This is a genomic window from Quadrisphaera granulorum (assembly GCF_003149145.1).
GTDB classification, from domain to species: Bacteria; Actinomycetota; Actinomycetes; order Actinomycetales; family Quadrisphaeraceae; genus Quadrisphaera; species Quadrisphaera granulorum.
In genome coordinates, this window is sequence record NZ_QGDQ01000001.1 from 458,746 (window position 1) to 475,013 (window position 16,268).

At 74.0% G+C, this 16,268-nt stretch carries 14 protein-coding genes; 11 read left to right on the forward strand and 3 right to left on the reverse strand.

Annotated features, from left to right (window positions below):
- The first annotated feature begins 32 nt into the window (after positions 1–32).
- The gene (locus BXY45_RS02125) at positions 33–905 is read left to right on the forward strand and encodes a GNAT family N-acetyltransferase (RefSeq protein WP_109772594.1); all 873 of its coding nucleotides are present in this window, start codon (positions 33–35) and stop codon (positions 903–905) included.
- A 50-nt stretch (positions 906–955) separates the two neighbouring features.
- Here the strand turns inward: BXY45_RS02125 and BXY45_RS02130 are convergent, their stop codons facing one another.
- A complete protein-coding gene (locus BXY45_RS02130) occupies positions 956–1,855 on the reverse strand; it encodes a type IV toxin-antitoxin system AbiEi family antitoxin domain-containing protein (RefSeq protein ID WP_170131263.1) in 900 nt (299 codons plus the stop codon).
- Between the two features lie 166 nt (positions 1,856–2,021).
- Between BXY45_RS02130 and BXY45_RS02135 the strand changes: the two genes are divergently transcribed.
- Both BXY45_RS02135 and BXY45_RS02140 read left to right on the forward strand, forming a co-directional pair.
- The gene (locus tag BXY45_RS02135; RefSeq protein ID WP_109772596.1) at positions 2,022–3,815 is read left to right on the forward strand and encodes a proline--tRNA ligase; all 1,794 of its coding nucleotides are present in this window, start codon (positions 2,022–2,024) and stop codon (positions 3,813–3,815) included.
- Positions 3,816–3,875: 60 nt separating this feature from the next.
- Positions 3,876–4,628: a TSUP family transporter gene (locus tag BXY45_RS02140; RefSeq protein ID WP_245961606.1), complete on the forward strand. Its 753-nt coding sequence runs from the start codon at positions 3,876–3,878 to the stop codon at positions 4,626–4,628.
- 11 nt (positions 4,629–4,639) lie between these two features.
- On the opposite strand, the gene BXY45_RS02145 is transcribed toward BXY45_RS02140, so the two are convergent.
- Positions 4,640–5,683 (reverse strand): DUF4439 domain-containing protein, encoded by a 1,044-nt coding sequence (locus tag BXY45_RS02145; RefSeq protein WP_170131264.1) that lies wholly within the window; start codon positions 5,681–5,683, stop codon positions 4,640–4,642.
- A 181-nt stretch (positions 5,684–5,864) separates the two neighbouring features.
- Here BXY45_RS02145 and BXY45_RS02150 point away from each other — a divergent pair, with 181 nt between their 5' ends.
- From BXY45_RS02150 to rbfA, 6 genes are all read left to right on the forward strand, one after another.
- Complete coding sequence (locus BXY45_RS02150) at positions 5,865–6,410, forward strand: ribosome maturation factor RimP (protein WP_109772599.1); 546 nt, start codon at positions 5,865–5,867, stop codon at positions 6,408–6,410.
- A 1-nt stretch (position 6,411) separates the two neighbouring features.
- Complete coding sequence (gene nusA, locus BXY45_RS02155; RefSeq protein ID WP_109772600.1) at positions 6,412–7,419, forward strand: transcription termination factor NusA; 1,008 nt, start codon at positions 6,412–6,414, stop codon at positions 7,417–7,419.
- A 4-nt stretch (positions 7,420–7,423) separates the two neighbouring features.
- The gene (locus BXY45_RS02160; RefSeq protein WP_109772601.1) at positions 7,424–7,777 is read left to right on the forward strand and encodes a YlxR family protein; all 354 of its coding nucleotides are present in this window, start codon (positions 7,424–7,426) and stop codon (positions 7,775–7,777) included.
- Positions 7,778–7,918: 141 nt separating this feature from the next.
- The gene (gene infB / locus BXY45_RS02165; RefSeq protein WP_109772602.1) at positions 7,919–10,981 is read left to right on the forward strand and encodes a translation initiation factor IF-2; all 3,063 of its coding nucleotides are present in this window, start codon (positions 7,919–7,921) and stop codon (positions 10,979–10,981) included.
- A gap of 90 nt (positions 10,982–11,071) precedes the next feature.
- Positions 11,072–11,362: a DUF503 domain-containing protein gene (locus BXY45_RS02170; RefSeq protein WP_109772603.1), complete on the forward strand. Its 291-nt coding sequence runs from the start codon at positions 11,072–11,074 to the stop codon at positions 11,360–11,362.
- Between the two features lie 27 nt (positions 11,363–11,389).
- On the forward strand, positions 11,390–11,899 hold the full coding sequence (rbfA, locus tag BXY45_RS02175) for a 30S ribosome-binding factor RbfA (RefSeq protein WP_109772604.1): 510 nt from the start codon (positions 11,390–11,392) through the stop codon (positions 11,897–11,899).
- On the opposite strand, the gene BXY45_RS02180 is transcribed toward rbfA, so the two are convergent.
- Positions 11,896–13,692: a putative bifunctional diguanylate cyclase/phosphodiesterase gene (locus BXY45_RS02180; protein WP_170131265.1), complete on the reverse strand. Its 1,797-nt coding sequence runs from the start codon at positions 13,690–13,692 to the stop codon at positions 11,896–11,898. The genes rbfA and BXY45_RS02180 overlap by 4 nt on opposite strands.
- A 172-nt stretch (positions 13,693–13,864) precedes the next feature.
- On the opposite strand from BXY45_RS02180, the gene truB reads away from it, so the two are divergent.
- Together truB and BXY45_RS02190 are read left to right on the forward strand one after the other, a co-directional pair.
- Complete coding sequence (gene truB / locus BXY45_RS02185) at positions 13,865–14,830, forward strand: tRNA pseudouridine(55) synthase TruB (protein ID WP_109772606.1); 966 nt, start codon at positions 13,865–13,867, stop codon at positions 14,828–14,830.
- A 181-nt stretch (positions 14,831–15,011) separates the two neighbouring features.
- Positions 15,012–16,268, forward strand: a complete 1,257-nt coding sequence (locus tag BXY45_RS02190; RefSeq protein WP_109772607.1) for a helix-turn-helix domain-containing protein — start codon at positions 15,012–15,014, stop codon at positions 16,266–16,268.

Here is a 16,268-nt window from a genome sequence, read left to right on the forward strand (position 1 = left end):
ATCCACCGCGCACTGACGGGCAGGATGCACGGGTGTTTCGCAGTCCGCTGCGCGTCCTCGATGACGCCGACCGCGCCGACGTGCTCGCGCTGTGCGTGCAGGACCCGGTGGCGAGCATCTTCGTGACCAGCCGCGTCGCCGCCGTCGGTGCCGCGCCCGCCCGCCTGGGCGGACAGCTGTGGGGCTGGGGCTCACCGGGGCGCCTGCAGGCGCTGTGCTGGGACGGCGCCAACCTCGTGCCGGTGCTCAGCCCCTCGCTGTCGCGGGAGGAGAGCGTCGCCGCGCTCGACGCCTTCGCGGCGCGCGCCCGGCGGGTCGGTCGCCGCTGCTCCTCCCTGGTCGGCTCGGCGGCCGGCGTGCTGGGCCTGTGGGAGCGGCTGCACATGAGTTGGGGCCCCGCCCGCGACGTGCGGCCCGACCAGCCCCTCATGGCCATCCGCACTCCTCCGCTGGTGTTACCCGACCCCGCCGTCCGCCGAGCCACCGCCGCTGACCTCGACGTGCTGGTACCCGCGTGCATCGCCATGTTCACCGAGGAGGTCGGGTACTCCCCGACAGCCGGCGACGGCGGCGCCACCTACCGCCGCCGTGTGGAGGAACTCGTGGCCACCGGACGTTCCTACGTGCGCATCGAGGGCAGCGGCAGTTCCCGCGAGGTCGTCTTCAAGGCCGAGCTCGGCGCGGTGGCCCCCGGCGTCGCGCAGGTCCAGGGGGTCTGGGTGCACCCCGAGCACCGCGGCCGCGGCATCGCCGAGCCGGGCATGGCCGCCGTCGTCCTGTCCACCCAGCAGGCCGGCTACCCCGTGGTCAGCCTCTACGTCAACGACTACAACACCCGCGCGGTGCGCGCCTACGAGGCTGTCGGCTTCGAGCGGGTCGGCACCTTCGCCACCGTCCTCTTCTGACTGTCCCGCCCAGCATGCAGAAGTCCGTTGGCCGTGCTCGGCGCCTCGCGTCAGGCGCACTTCTGCATGCTGGACGGGACGACCGGCGGAGGCGCTGAACCGGTCAGCAGGGCCTGGGTGTCCTGCAGCACGCCAGCCACCCATTCCTGGTCGAACATCACCTGCTCCCAGGCGAAGCGCAGGACCGTCCAACCGTCGGCCACGAGGTCGTTGTAGCGACGGCAGTCCGACGCCAGCGCGGCTCTCTTGCCGTGCCACTCGAAGCTGTCAGCCTCGCTGACCAGCTTGAGACGACGGTCGACGAGGTCTGGACGCACCAGCCCGCTGCGAAGCTCGAGCAGAACCTGGGGCCGGAGGCCCTGAACCCCGGCTTGGATGGCGATGCCTCGCAGCGCTGACTCGAACGGGTTCGCGGCGTCGGGAGACGCGTGCTGAGCCACCCGCCTCACCGCCGTCCGCCCCGCGCCGAAGGTGGTGTCAGCACGAGCCAGGAGTTCCTCCTGGGTGACCAGACCACGGCGTAGCGCGGAGTCCGCAACCGCAAGCCCCTCGGGGAACGGAAGCGTGCGCGCGCAGTCCACGACCGTCCGGAGGGGAGTCGTGACCAGGCCGTTGATGTCGGAGTTTGGCAGGTCGCACCAGTGGGGGACGAGTCCCCGCTCCTGCAACCGGCGGTTGCGTCGCACGGTGACATGGGGAAGTGCTGGCGGCTTCACGAGGTCCATCAACCAGAGCTGGGCCGCGCTGGTGTGCGAGGCGACGCCCCGCACGCGGGCGGCTGCGAGCAATGGCGGGTGCTGGCTCGAAAGCGCGTAGACGCCGCGAGACAGCCGCAGGACACGGCCACTGTCGAGGGCGCGGCGCATCGAGCGCCGATCGATGTCCAGTTCGCCGCTCAGGGCGGTGCCTCCGCGTCGCCAGATCTCGCGGCACACGTCAGTGATCTCCACGCCTTGACGGTGGGCCATCTGGCACATCAGATGTGGATCTTGTCCACAGGCGTCCCGCCCAGCATGCAGAAGTCACCATGACCCGCCTCAGAGGCCTTATCGGCCGACTTCTGCATGCCCGACGGGACGCGGCGGCGGCCGGAAGAGGCGCCAGTAGGGTCGGGGGGTGCTGTTGAGGACCTCCACGCTGCTCCTGCGCACCCTGCGCGAGGACCCGGCCGACGCCGAGCTGGCCAGTCACAAGCTGCTCGTGCGCGCCGGCTACATCCGCCGCGCCGCCCCGGGTGGCTTCTCCTGGCTGCCGCTGGGCCTGCGGGTGCTCAAGAAGGTCGAGGCCATCGTCCGCGAGGAGATGGACGCCATCGGCGGCCAGGAGGTGCACTTCCCGGCGCTGCTGCCGAAGGAGCCCTACGAGGCCACCGGCCGGTGGGAGGAGTACGGCCCCAACCTCTTCCGCCTGCAGGACCGCCGCGGCGCCGACTTCCTCCTCGCACCCACCCACGAGGAGATGTTCACGCTGCTGGTCAAGGACCAGTGCTCGTCCTACAAGGACCTCCCGCTGACCCTGTACCAGGTCCAGACGAAGTACCGCGACGAGGCGCGCCCCCGCGCGGGCCTGCTGCGCGGGCGGGAGTTCGTCATGAAGGACAGCTACTCCTTCGACGTCGACGACGCCGGCCTCGAGAAGGCCTACCAGCGCCACCGCGAGGCGTACGTCCGGATCTTCGACAGGCTCGGCCTGGAGTACGTCATCGTCTCGGCCGTCTCGGGCGCCATGGGCGGCTCGGCCAGCGAGGAGTTCCTCCACCCCAGCCCCCAGGGCGAGGACACCTACGTGCGCTCCGCCGGCGGGTACGCCGCCAACGTCGAGGCCGTCACCACGGTCCCGCCGGCCCCGGTGAGCTGGGAGGGCGCGCCGCCCGCCGTCGTCCTGGACACCCCCGACACTCCCACCATCGACACCCTGGTGGCGGTCTCCAACCAGATCCACCCCCGCGAGGACCGCCCGTGGGAGGCCGCCGACACGCTGAAGAACGTCATCGTGCTGCTGCGCCACCCCGACGGCTCCACCGATCCGCTGGCCGTCGGCGTGCCCGGTGACCGCGAGGTCGACCCCAAGCGCCTCGAGGCGGCGGTCGCGCCCGCCACCGTCGAGCCGTTCGACGAGGCGCAGTTCGCGAAGCACCCCGAGCTGGTCAAGGGCTACATCGGCCCCGGCGGTCTGGGCCTGCGACCCACCGGTGAGGTCGGCCCGGACGGCCAGCCCGTCACCACGGGCATCCGCTACCTGCTCGACCCGCGCATCGCCCCCGGCACCGCCTGGGTCACCGGCGCCGACCAGCCCGGCAAGCACGTCTTCGGGCTTGTCGCCGGCCGTGACTTCACCGGTGACGGCACCATCGACGCCGCCGAGGTCCGCGACGGCGACCCCGCCCCCGACGGCTCCGGCCCGTTGGAGACCGCCCGCGGCATGGAGATGGGCCACATCTTCCAGCTGGGCCGCAAGTACGCGCAGGCCCTGGGCCTGCAGGTCCTCGACGAGAACGGCAAGCTCGTCACCGTCACCATGGGTTCCTACGGCGTGGGTGTCTCGCGCGCCGTCGCCGCCATCGCCGAGGCCGGCCACGACGAGCTGGGCCTGGTCTGGCCGCGCGCTGTCTCCCCGGTCGACGTGCACGTCGTCGTCGCCGGAAAGGACGCCGCGGTGGTCGAGGGCGGCGAGCGCCTCGCCGCCGAGCTGGTGGCCGCTGGCCTCGACGTGCTCCTGGACGACCGCCCCCGCGTCAGCCCGGGCGTGAAGTTCAAGGACGCCGAACTGGTGGGCGTCCCCACCATCGTCACGGTCGGCAAGCGCCTGACCGAGGGCGTCGTCGAGGTGCGCGACCGGGCCACCGGCGAGCGCACCGACGTGCCCGTCGAGGACGCCGCGCGCCACCTCGTCGCGCTCGTGCGCGGCTGACACCACCGGGAGAAGGAGAGCGTTCTGCTCGGGCTCGAGGGGCTGACCCCCGAGGTCTTCGTGCTGCTCCTGCTCGCCGCGCTGGCGGCGGGCTGGATCGACGCGGTGGTCGGCGGCGGCGGGCTGGTCCAGCTGCCCGCCCTGCTCCTCGTGCCCGGGATGAGCCCCGTCCAGGCCCTGGCCACCAACAAGCTGGCCGGGTTCGCGGGGACGACGACGAGCGCCGTCACGTACGCCCGCCGCGTGCGCGTGGACCTGCGCACCGCCGTCCCCATGGCACTGGTCGCGGGACTGGCCGCGGGCGGGGGAGCGGCACTGGCCCACTGGGTGCCGGCCGGTGCGCTGCGGCCCGTCGTCCTCGTGGCCCTCGTGGTGGTGGCGGCGTGGACGCTGCTGCGGCCCCCGCCGGCCGAGGCCGCCGCGCTGCGCTTCGACGGGCGCCGGCACACGGCCGCTGCCGCGGCGCTCGGGGGGCTCGTCGGTCTCTACGACGGCGCGCTCGGCCCCGGCACCGGCTCGTTCCTCGTGGCGGGGCTCGTCGGGCTCGGCTACGCGTTCCTGCCGGCGAGCGCCGTCGCCAAGGTGGTCAACGCGGCCACCAACCTCGGCGCGCTGGTGGTGTTCGCCCTGGCCGGATCCGTGGTCTGGGGGTTGGGCCTGTCGATGGCGGCCGCCAACGTGCTCGGCGGGTACCTCGGGGCGCGCACCGCCGTGGCGCGCGGCAGCGGCTTCGTGCGGGTGGTGTTTCTCGTGGTGGTCGGCGCGCTCGTGCTGCGCCTCGGCTGGCAGGTGCTGGCGCCCCTCGTCGGCTGACCGGAGGGGTGTCAGCGTCCCGACAGGCCCGGCAGCGCGACCAGTCCCGCCACCCCGGCTTCGGCGCGCCAGCGTTGCCAGCGTCGCGCGGCGGCGAGCACCTGCCCGGCCGCAGCGGCGCGGCGCTGGCGAGCAGCGGCATCCACGACGTCCGCCCACGCCCCCGCCGACGCGCCCTCCAGTTGCTGGGCCAGCGCCAGCGCGCTCGCCGCGTCGGTGACGGGGGAGGGCAGTGTCCACGCGGGCTGCGGCGCCGGTGGCTGGGCGCCGAGGGCGAGCAGGTCGTCGCGGAGCTGCTCCACGAGCTGCTCGTGCTCGGCGAGCCGCCCGACGGCGATGCCGCGCTGCGCCCCGGACAGCCGCGCGGCCACCACGCCGTAGCCGTACTGCGCGGCTTCCTCCACCGCCAGCGCCGCAGCGAGGGCTCCCTGCTCGCGGGACTGCGCGGCCGTGGTCGACGAGCCGGAGGGCTCTACCGCGGCGGAGGAGGATTCGGAGGACGACGACGGCGTGCCGCTGCCCGACGGCTCCGGCTGCGCCGCCGCGTCACCGAGCAGCCAGCTGCGCGCCACCTCGAGGCCCGCCGCCAGGCACGCCAGGAGGCGGGCGCTGCCACCGGAGACCTCCGCGAGGTCGGCGGTGGCCGTCTGCGCCGCCTGCTGGAGCAGGCTCGCGACGTCCGCCGGCGTGGCCGGCGTCGGTGTGGCCGGCGTCGGTGTGTCCGTTGCCGTTGCCGTTGCCGAGGGGGTGGGGGAGGGCGTGGTGGGCGGCGGGGTCTCACCCAGCGCCGCCAGCTGCTCGCCGAGGGCTGCGCTCAGCGGTCCACTGTGCGCCGCATCCAGCCCCCCGACCCGCACGAGCGCTGCGGTGACCGCGCTCACCGCAGCGCGACGGGCCAGCTCGTCAGGGCCAGGGGGTGGTGTGGTGGGAGGCGGGTCGCCGCCCGGCGGCTGCACCCTCAACCGGCCCCAGGGCGTCGAGCAGCCGGCCAGGCCCGCAGCGGCGGACGCGGTGAGGACGGCCAGCACGGCGCGCCGCGAGGGGGAGGTCGGCACGCTCCGTGATCCTGCCACCGCGCTCACTCGGCTCATCCGACCGGCAGTCCGACCGGCAGTCCGAGCGGTTCTGGCACCCTCGCGCGGCGACTAGGGTTCTCGGGTCGCCGCTGCGCCCCCGCCCGTGTGCGGTCGGGCCCGGCGACGCCTCGCTCAGCCGTCCGAGAACCCAGGAGTCCCGGTGCCAGCCCCCCAGGCCGTGCACGACCGCGTGGTCGCCGCCGTCGAGCCCGCCGTCGTCAGCAGCGGCCTCGTGCTCGAGCAGGTCGAGCTCGCTCGCGCCGGTGCCCGCACGGTGGTGCGCGTCGTCGTCGACCTCCCCGACGACGCCGTCGGCGCGGTCTCCTCCGACCAGCTGGCCGCGGTCTCGCGTGCGGTGAGCGCCGCGATGGACTCGGTGGACGGCGTCCTGGGTGACCGTCCGTACGTGCTCGAGGTGGGTTCGCCGGGCGTCTCGCGGCCGCTCACGCAGCGCCGGCACTGGCCGCGGGCGCGTACGCGCCTCGTCGCGGTGCCGGTGGCCGGCGTCGCGACGACGGGCCGGGTGCTCACCGTCGACGACGACGGCGTGGTCCTCGATGTCGACGGCGAGCAGCGCCACGTCGCCTGGGACGAGCTGGGCACGGGGCGGGTGCAGGTGGAGTTCGGGCGTGCCGCAGGGTCCCCCGACGAGCCGGACGCCGCAGACGACGAAGCCGACGACGAGCTGGACGAGGACGAGGACTGACGTGGACATCGACATGGCGGCGCTGCGCGCCGTGGAGCGCGAGCGCGAGGTGCCCCTCGACGTGCTGGTCACGGCCATCGAGCAGGCGCTGCTCGTGGCCTACCACCGCACCGAGGGTTCCCAGCCCCGCGCGCGGGTTGAGCTCGACCGCAAGACCGGTCACGTCGTCGTGCTCGCCGCGGAGCTCGGCGAGGACGGCACGGTGCTCCGCGAGTGGGACGACACCCCCAAGGGCTTCGGCCGGGTCGCCGCGGGCACCGCACGCCAGGTGATCATCCAGCGGCTGCGCGCCGCGGAGGACGAGCAGGTGCTCGGGGCCTTCGCCGGTCGTGAAGGCGACATCATCAGCGGCGTGGTCCAGCAGGGTCACGACCCACGGCTCGTCCACCTGGAGGTCGGCGGCATCGAGGCCGTCATGCCCCCCAGCGAGCAGGTGCCGGGGGAGTCCTACCCGCACGGCCAGCGGCTGCGCGCGTTCGTCGTCTCGGTGCGCCGGACCCCCAAGGGGCCGTCGATCACGGTCTCTCGCACCCACCCCGACCTGGTCCGTGCGCTGTTCGCGCTCGAGGTGCCCGAGGTGGCCGACGGCACCGTCGAGATCATGGCGCTGGCCCGCGAGGCCGGGCACCGTTCCAAGGTGGCCGTGCGAGCCACCCGCCAGGGCGTGAACCCCAAGGGGGCCTGCATCGGCCCCATGGGTGCCCGCGTGCGCGCCGTCATGGCCGAGCTGCACGGCGAGAAGATCGATATCGTCGACTGGGACGACGACCCGGCGCGCTTCGTCGGCAACGCCCTCTCCCCGGCGCGCGTGGTGTCGGTTGAGGTGGTCGACGCCGCCGCGCGAGCCGCCCGCGTCGTCGTCCCCGACTTCCAGCTCTCCCTCGCCATTGGCAAGGAGGGGCAGAACGCTCGCCTGGCCGCGCGCCTGACCGGCTGGCGCATCGATATCCGCTCTGACGCCGAAGAGCCCTCCGGACGGCCGGAAGCCGTCGGACGCCGGGAGCGTTAGACTGGTGACTGCCGGGCGCTTCGCCGGGCAGTCCCCGACCCCGTCAGCAGCTCCTGCCGAGCCGCAGCGGACGTGTGTGGGCTGCCGTCAGCGCGGTGACCGGTCGCGGTTGCTGCGCGTCGTCGCGGACCGGAGCGAGGCCCGTCGGGTCCTCGTTCCCGATCCCGGCGCCCGGCTGCCAGGGCGGGGAGCTTGGTTGCACCCTGCGCTGGCGTGCCTGGAGCTCGCAGAGCGCCGGCGTGCGTTCCCCCGGGCCCTGCGGCTGGAGGGTCCGCTCGACGCGGGCGCGGTGCGAGAGCACCTGCAGCAGCACGTGGGGTCGAACGAGCAGTCGATGCACGCGTCGATCCAGCAGTGAATCCAGATAACTGTCCAGCCATCTACGAGAACCGAGAGCGGGTCATCACCTGATGGGCACCCGATGAGCCTCCAGCGATGAGCACCCCCCAGTACTGACCACGGTCCGAGCCTGTCCGGCCCGGACCGGACGAGGAGAACAGTGGCAAAGGTCCGGGTATATGAACTCGCCAAGGAGTTCGGAGTAGAGAGCAAGACGCTCATGTCCAAGTTGCAGGACATGGGCGAGTTCGTGAAGTCCCCCAGCTCGACCGTCGAGCCTCCCGTTGTGCGCAAGCTGAAGTCGGAGTACGCCGCGAACAGCGGCGCCCAGGCTTCTGCCCGCCGCGCGCCGGCCCCGGCAGCGCCCAGCGCCCCCGCGCCGACACCGTCGGCGCCCGCGGTCCCTTCGGCCCCCGGTGCGGTGCGCCCTGGCCCGCGCATGACGCCCGCCGCTCCGGCGCCGAGCCCCTCCGCCGGCACCGCGGCCCCGTCCGCTCCCGTAGCCCCCGCGCCCGTGCGTCCGGCTGCTGCCGCGCCGTCGGCGCCCAGTGCGCCCGCCGCGCCGTCCCCGGCTGCTCCCGCGGCCCCGGCCGCCCCGCAGCCGACGCCGGCCCGGCCCGCCGCCGGACCGTCTCCGGCCGCCCCGTCTCCGGCTCGTCCGGCTTCTGCTGCTCAGGCTGCGCCTGCCGCACCGGGACGTCCGCTTTCGGGCGGCGCCGCGCCGCGCCCGGGTGGGCCGGGCGCTCCTGGCGCTCCGACTCCCGGTGGCCGTCCGGCTCCCGGCTCCGCGCCGCGCCCCGGTGGCCCCGGCGCCCCCGGAGCTCCCGCCGGTGCCCGTCCGGGCGCCCCGGCGCGTCCCGGCAACAACCCCTTCGCGCCCAGCCAGGGCATGCGCGGTGGCGCTCCGCGCCCCGGCGCTCCCCGTCCGGGCAACAACCCCTTCGCGCCAAGCCAGGGCATGCGTACGGGCGCTCCGCGTCCGCAGGGCCCCGGTGCTCCGGGGGCGCCCGGCGCTGCTCCCGCGGCCGGTGCCGGTGATCGTCCGGGCGGTCCGCGTCCGGGTGGGCCCCGCCCCGGTGGTCCGCGTCCCAACCCCGGCATGATGCCGGGCCGTTCCTCGGTCGGCCGTCCGGGCGCTCCCGCTCGCGGTGGCGCTCCGGGTCGTCCCGGCGGCCCCGGCCGTCCGGGTGGTCCGGGTGGTCCGGGTGGCGGCGGTGGCGCTCCGGGTCGTCCCGGCGGCGGCCCCGCTGGTGGTGGCTTCGGCAAGGGCGGTCGCGGTCGCGGCGGCACGCAGGGTGCGTTCGGCCGCTCCGGTGGTCGTCCGGTCCGCGGTCGCAAGTCGAAGCGCGCGAAGCGCCAGGAGTTCGAGGCCATGCAGGCCCCGAGCGTCGGCGGTGTGCAGGTTCGCCGTGGTGACGGCACCACCGTCATCCGGCTTCGCCGCGGCGCCTCGCTGACCGACTTCGCCGAGCGCATCGACGCCAACCCCGCGTCGCTGGTGACGGTGCTGTTCCACCTCGGTGAGATGGCCACCGCCACGCAGTCCCTCGACGAGGACACCTTCCGCACCCTCGGTGCCGAGCTCGGCTACGACGTGCAGATCGTGTCCCCGGAGGACGAGGAGCGCGAGCTCCTGGCCGGCTTCGACATCGACCTCGACGCCGAGCTCGAGGCCGAGGACGACGACGACCTGGCGCCCCGCCCGCCGGTGGTCACCGTCATGGGCCACGTCGACCACGGAAAGACGAAGCTGCTCGACGCGATCCGCTCCACCGACGTGGTGGCGGACGAGGCCGGCGGCATCACCCAGGCGATCGGTGCGTACCAGGTGCGCACCGTGCACGAGGGTGAGGACCGCGCCATCACGTTCATCGACACCCCGGGTCACGAGGCGTTCACCGCCATGCGTGCCCGCGGTGCCCAGGTGACGGACATCGCGATCCTCGTGGTCGCGGCGGACGACGGCGTGATGCCCCAGACGATCGAGGCCCTCAATCACGCGCAGGCCGCAGGCGTGCCGATCGTGGTGGCGGTCAACAAGATCGACAAGGAGGGCGCGAACCCCGACAAGGTCATGCAGCAGCTGACCGAGTACAACCTGGTGGCCGAGCAGTACGGCGGCGACACCATGTTCGTGCAGATCAGCGCGCTCAAGCGGCAGGGCATCGACGACCTCCTCGAGGCCGTGCTGCTCACCGCCGACGCAGCGCTCGACTTGCGGGCCAACCCCGACAAGGACGCCCGCGGCGTGGCCATCGAGGCCCACCTCGACAAGGGCCGTGGTCCTGTCGCCACGGTGCTCGTGCAGTCCGGCACCCTGCGCGTCGGTGACGCGATCGTGGCGGGCAACGGCTTCGGCCGCGTCCGCGCCATGCTCGACGAGCACGGCAAGCCGGTCGAGGAGGCCACGCCGTCGCGCCCGGTCCTCGTGCTCGGTCTCACGGCCGTCCCCGGCGCCGGTGACACCTTCCTGGTGGCCCCGGACGACCGCACGGCCCGTCAGATCGCCGAGCGCCGCGAGTCGGCCGCCCGCGCGGCCAGCCTGGCCAAGCGCCGCAAGCGCATCAGCCTGGAGGACCTCAACGAGGCCCTGGCGGCCGGCAAGGTCGAGACCCTCAACCTCATCCTCAAGGGTGACGGTTCCGGTTCGGTCGAGGCCCTCGAGGATGCCCTGTTGGGCATCGAGGTCAGCGACGACGTCGAGCTGCGGATCATCCACCGCGGCGTGGGTGCCATCACCCAGAACGACGTGAACCTCGCCACGGTCGACAACGCCGTGATCATCGGGTTCAACGTGCGTCCTGCCGAGCGCGTGGCCGAACTGGCCGAGCGCGAGGGCATCGACATGCGCTACTACTCGGTGATCTATCAGGCCATCGACGACGTCGAGCAGGCCCTGCGCGGCCTCCTCAAGCCGGAGTTCGAGGAGGTGCAGCTCGGCACCGCCGAGGTGCGCGAGGTGTTCCGCTCCTCCAAGTTCGGCAACATCGCAGGTTCGCTCGTGCGCAGCGGCACCATCCGCCGCAACTCCAAGGCGCGCGTCACCCGCGACGGCGTGGTGGTCGGCAACGACCTCACGATCGAGTCGCTGCGGCGGTTCAAGGACGACGCGACCGAGGTCCGTGACGGCTTCGAGTGCGGTATCGGCCTGGGCAGCTTCAACGACATCAAGGAGGGCGACGTCATCGAGACGTACGAGATGCGGGAGAAGCCCCGCGCCTGATCCCCTCAGCGTGATCATGGGCAGTCGGCCACCTCAGGGTGGTCGACTGCCCATGATCACCGCGGGGTCTTCCGTGCGGAGCGACACACCGTGTACGTAGGCGCCCTCGTCGTCGACCTGCTCCTGGGCGACGTCCACTCCCTCAAGCACAAGCGGGCCGTGGTGCGCCCGCTGCTCGCCCAGCTCAAGCGGCTCGAGGTGAGCGCGGCCGAGACCGGCCACCAGGACCTGCACCGCAGGGCCGAGCTGTCGGTCGCCGTCGTCGCCGGTGATGTCGCCCACGTGCAGCGTGTGCTGGACGCCGCCGAGCGCGTCGTCACCGACGACCCGGAGGTCCAGATCCTCTCTTCCCACACCATGATCCACAGTGACGACGACTGACGACGACTGACCCACCTGGAGGTAGCCGTGGCCGACCCGGCCCGCGCCCGCAAGCTCGCCGACCGCATCAAGGTCGTCGTCGCCGAGACCCTCGAGCGACGCATCAAGGACCCCCGCCTCGGCTTCATCACCGTCACCGACGCCCGCGTGACCGGTGACCTGCAGCACGCGACGGTCTTCTACACCGTCTACGGCGACGACGAGGCCCGCGCCGGCACGGCAGCGGCGCTGGCGAGCGCCAAGGGCGTGCTGCGCTCAGAGGTGGGCCGCCGCACCGGCGTGCGTCTCACCCCGACGCTGGAGTTCATCGCCGACGCCCTCCCGGAGACCTCCGCCCACTTCGACGACATGCTCGTCAAGACCGCCGCTCGCGACGCCGAGGTGGCCGCACTGGCGAACGGTGCGACCTACGCGGGCGAGGCCGACCCGTACCGCAAGCCCGTCGAACACCTCGACGAGGACGACGACACGGACACCGACGACGATGGCGCTGACGCTGGCGACGACGACGCTGCCGGCACCGACGGGACCCGCTAGACCTCGGCGGGGGCGGGCACCGGCCGGGTGGTCAGGCGTCCGTCGTCGTCGTGGGGGAGCTCTTCCAGCACCCGCTCCGCCGGGAGCGGGCAGCTGAAGAAGTAGCCTTGGGCGAACCGGCATCCGAGACTGACCACCAGCTGCGCCTGCTCGGCGGTCTCCACACCTTCGGTGACCACCGGCAGGTCCAGCGCCCGGCCGACGCCGAGCGCGGTCTCGAGCAGCGCGCGCCGTCGCGGTGAGTCCACGGCTCCGTCGAGGAAGGCGCGGTCGAGCTTCAGGTAGTCCGCGGGGAGCGCGTCCAGGCGCGAGAACGTCGAGTACCCGATGCCGAAGTCGTCCACGGCGACGGTCACCCCCTGCGCGCGCAGCCGCGTCAGGGTGTCGAGGGCCCGCGCCGTGCTGCCCTCCACGACGCTCTCGGTGACCTCCAGCACGAGGGACGTCGCATCGAGTCCCGCGTCGGCGAGCCCCTCCAGCACCGCATCTGCGTAGTCGGGCTCGACGAGTTCGTGACCGGAGGCGTTCACGCTGACGATGCGCGTGTCGTCCATGCGGGAGGCCAGGGCGGCGACGTCGCGGAAGGCCGCTCGGCGGACCAGGGCGCCCAGAGCGATGATCTGCCCTGTCTGCTCGGCCACCGGGACGAAGAGCGCGGGGGAGAGCTCACCGCGCTCGGGGTGGTTCCACCGCACGAGCGCCTCCAGTCCTCTGACTCGTCCGCTGGGGAGCTCCACGAGGGGCTGGAGCACCACGCGCAGACCACCGCCGTCAGGGTCGGCCAGGGCCGCGGCGAGGTCTCGGGCGAGGGTTCCGGTGGACGCGCGGGCACGCGCCGTGCGGTTGCGCCCGAGCTGCTTGGCCTCGTAGAGGGCGGCGTCCGCTCGCCGCAAGCACTCGCTCGCTGGTTCCCGCGCGAGCCGCGACGCCACTCCCGCGGACAGCGGGTGCCGGACCCCGCTCCGGGCGGTCTCCACCACGGCTGCGGCCGCGGGCCCCTCGGAACGGGGCAGGGCGATGGCGAACTCGTCGCCGCCCAGGCGGCCGATCAGCGCGTGGGCGGGCAGGGAGGAGCGCAGCTCCTCGGCGATGGTGAGCAGCAGTGCGTCGCCACCGGCGTGCCCGCGGCCGTCGTTGACGGCCTTGAACGCGTCGACGTCGACCAGGGCCACGCTGAGCGCGCCGCCGGTGCGCTCCGCCTCCACCACCGCCACCTCGAGCGACCTCTCGAAGCCGCGGCGGTTGAGCAGACCCGTGAGCGGGTCGTGGGAGGCTCGCGCGGCACGTGCCGCCAGATGTCCGGCGACGCTCGCCGTCGTCGTCAGTGCCACACACAGCGCGAGCGCACTGCTCAGGGGGACGCCGCGCTCGGTGGTGCACCAGGCGGCGGCGGCCAGGAGCAGGGCGAGCTGGGCCATGCCCGGGATCCTGCGGAAGTAGGAGAAGGTGTCGACCGCCACGAAGAAGTACGCCGTGGACACCACCAGCGCCGTGCTCGTGCTCGGAGCCACCAGCACCGCCAGGGTCGTGAGGGCGGTGCCGGCCCCCACCAGCACGTGGAAACCGCCCCGGGGCACGCGGCGACCGGTCACCGCGGTCAACAGCAGCGCTCCCGCTGCGATGGCGGCCACACCGAGGACGAACAGCCAGCCGCTGGCGCCGGGGTCGGCCAGGGCGGCGAGGACGGTCATCACGCCGCCGGCGGCGTAGAACGCTCCGGTGGTCCGCCCGAGCTCCTGCGGCGCTGCCACCGGTGGGAGCCCTCGCAGCGCCGCGGAGAGAGGGGAGATCACCACGACATGATCGGCCCTCCCGGGAACGGCGTGCATCGGTCGTCGGCAACCAGCGTCCGTACCCACCGTCCGTACCCACCGTCTGCACCGACCGTCTGCACCGACCGTCTGCACCGACCGTCTGCACCGACCGTCTGCACGGACCCACGAGGTGGCCTGCCAGGGTGTCCGGGTGCAGCCGAGCCGGAAAGGCCCCGCCCCGAGCGGCCTGGTGGTCGTCGACAAGCCCGCGGGGATGACCAGCCACGACGTCGTGTCGAGGGTGCGCCGCGCCGCCGGCACCCGGCGGGTCGGGCACGCGGGCACGCTCGACCCCGGTGCCACCGGCGTCCTGCTCGTGGGGGTCGAACGAGCGACCCGCCTGCTCACGCACCTTGTCGGCGCCGAGAAGGAGTACCTCGCGACGATCCGCTTCGGAGTGACCACGCACACCGACGACGCCGACGGCGACGTGCTGGCCCGTGCCGACGCCTCCCACCTCGGCCGGGATGACGTCGAGCGTGCCGTCGCGGCGCTGACGGGCGCGTTCGACCAGGTGCCGAGCACCGTCAGCGCCAAGAAGGTCGACGGGCAGCGCGCCCACGCCCTGGTTCGAGCCGGGCAGGAGGTGGTGCTCGCCGCGCGCCCCGTGGTGGTCAGCGCCTTCGATGTGCTGGACGTTCGCCCCACCCGGGACGAGCGAGCGCCGGGTGTCGCGGCGCTCGACGCCGACGTGCGCGTCGTCGTGAGCTCCGGCACCTATGTGAGGGCCCTGGCTCGCGACGCTGGCGCGGCGCTGGGCGTCGGCGGGTCGCTCACGGCGCTCCGGCGCACCCGCGTCGGGGCCTTCACGGTGGACGACGCCGTCGCCCTCGACCGCCTGGTGGACGACGGCGCCGCGCCCCACCTGCTCGGCCTCGCCGACGCCGCCCGCCGCGTCTTCGCGGTGGCGCACGTCGACGAGGCGCTGGCGCGGCGCCTTGCCATGGGCCAGCGCCTCGCGCCCGGTCACGTCGAGCTGCCGGCCGGGTCAGCCGACCCGGGGGCCGCGCCGGTGGCGGTGCTCGGGCCCGGAGACCACCTCGTGGCGCTGGTGGAGCACCGTGACGGCGCGATCCGCCCCGTGCTCGTGCTCACGGACCCGGCCGACCTCGGCTGACCACCCGGCTGACCAGGCGGCTGGCCACCTTGCTGACCAGCTAGCTGACCAGCTAGCTGACCAGCTAGCTGACCAGGCGGGAAGGAGACAGGTTCGGGCAGCCCTGGCACGCCCCGACCCCGGCGCTTACCCTGAGCCCACGCTCGCGCGATGACGCCGGGCGGTGCTACCGGGAGGCCCAGTGACGGTGACGGTGGAGGCGCGGCGACGCCGTGCCGCGATCGCCTCGGCGCGTGGCGCGCTGCGCGCCCTGACCCCCGGGCCGGCGGCGGTGCGCGAGGAGATCCGCGCCAGCTGGGCGAGGTCGGCGGCCACCGTCGCGCCCGACCTCGATGTCGCCCCGATGTCGGATCCCGACGACGTCGAGCGCGTCTGGCGTGGTTCGCCGCTGCAGCATGCCGTGCGGGTCATGGGCCCGCAGCTGGAGCAGACCGCCGTCGACGGAGACCTCGTCGTCGCCGTGACCGACGCCTCCGCGCGGATCCTGTGGACCTCCGCCGGGCGCGTGATGCGCCGCCGCGCCGAGTCCGTGGGCTTCGCCCCGGGTGGCCGCTGGGACGAGGCCAGCGTCGGCACCAACGCCCTCGACCTCGCCCTGCGCACCGGAACCCTCTCCACGGTGTGGTCGGCCGAGCACTTCGCGCATGCCGTCGAGGGCTGGGTGTGCTGGGCGGCGCCCGTGTACGACGAGCGCACGGGCCGCGCGCTCGGCGTCGTCGACCTGTCCACGACCTGGGACCGGGCCCATCCGTTGGGGCCGGCCACCGTCGGGGCCCTGGCGCAGCTCGTGCAGCACGCCGCCTCCAGCGCGATGTCACACGACGACGACGGCGGCCCTGCCCGTCCGGTGGGGAGCGCCACCGGAGGGGCCACCGGGCAGCTACTGGAGCTGCGCCTGCTCGGCGCCGGGGAGGCCCGCCTGGGCGGGCGGCGCCTGCAGCTGACGCGACGGCAGCTCGAGGTGCTGGCGCTGCTCGCTCTCCACCCGGAGGGGATGTCGCTGCCCGAGCTGCACGCCTCGCTGTACGGCGACGCCCCCGTCACCACCTCCACCCTCAAGGCCGAGGTCAGCCACGTGCGTGCCGCGCTCGGCGGCGCCCTCACATCACGGCCCTACCGCCTGGCGCTGCCCGTGCGCACCGACGTCGACGCCGTGCTGGACGCTGTCGCCCAGGGGGAGTCCACCACCGCCGCCGAGCGGTACGGCGGGGAGCTGCTGGCCGGCACCGAGTCACCCGAGCTGCGCCAGCACGCCAGCTACGTCACCTGCGCGGTGCGGGAGGCGCTGCTGGCCACCCCCGCGCCCGAGGCCGCGCTGCGGTGGGCGCGCACCTGCCCGTGGGACGCCGAGGTGCTCGAGGTGGCCCTGGCCGCCGCGCCTCTCGGTGCGCCGTCGCGGGCACTGCTCGCCGCGCGCCTGGCCGCCGCCGACCTCTGA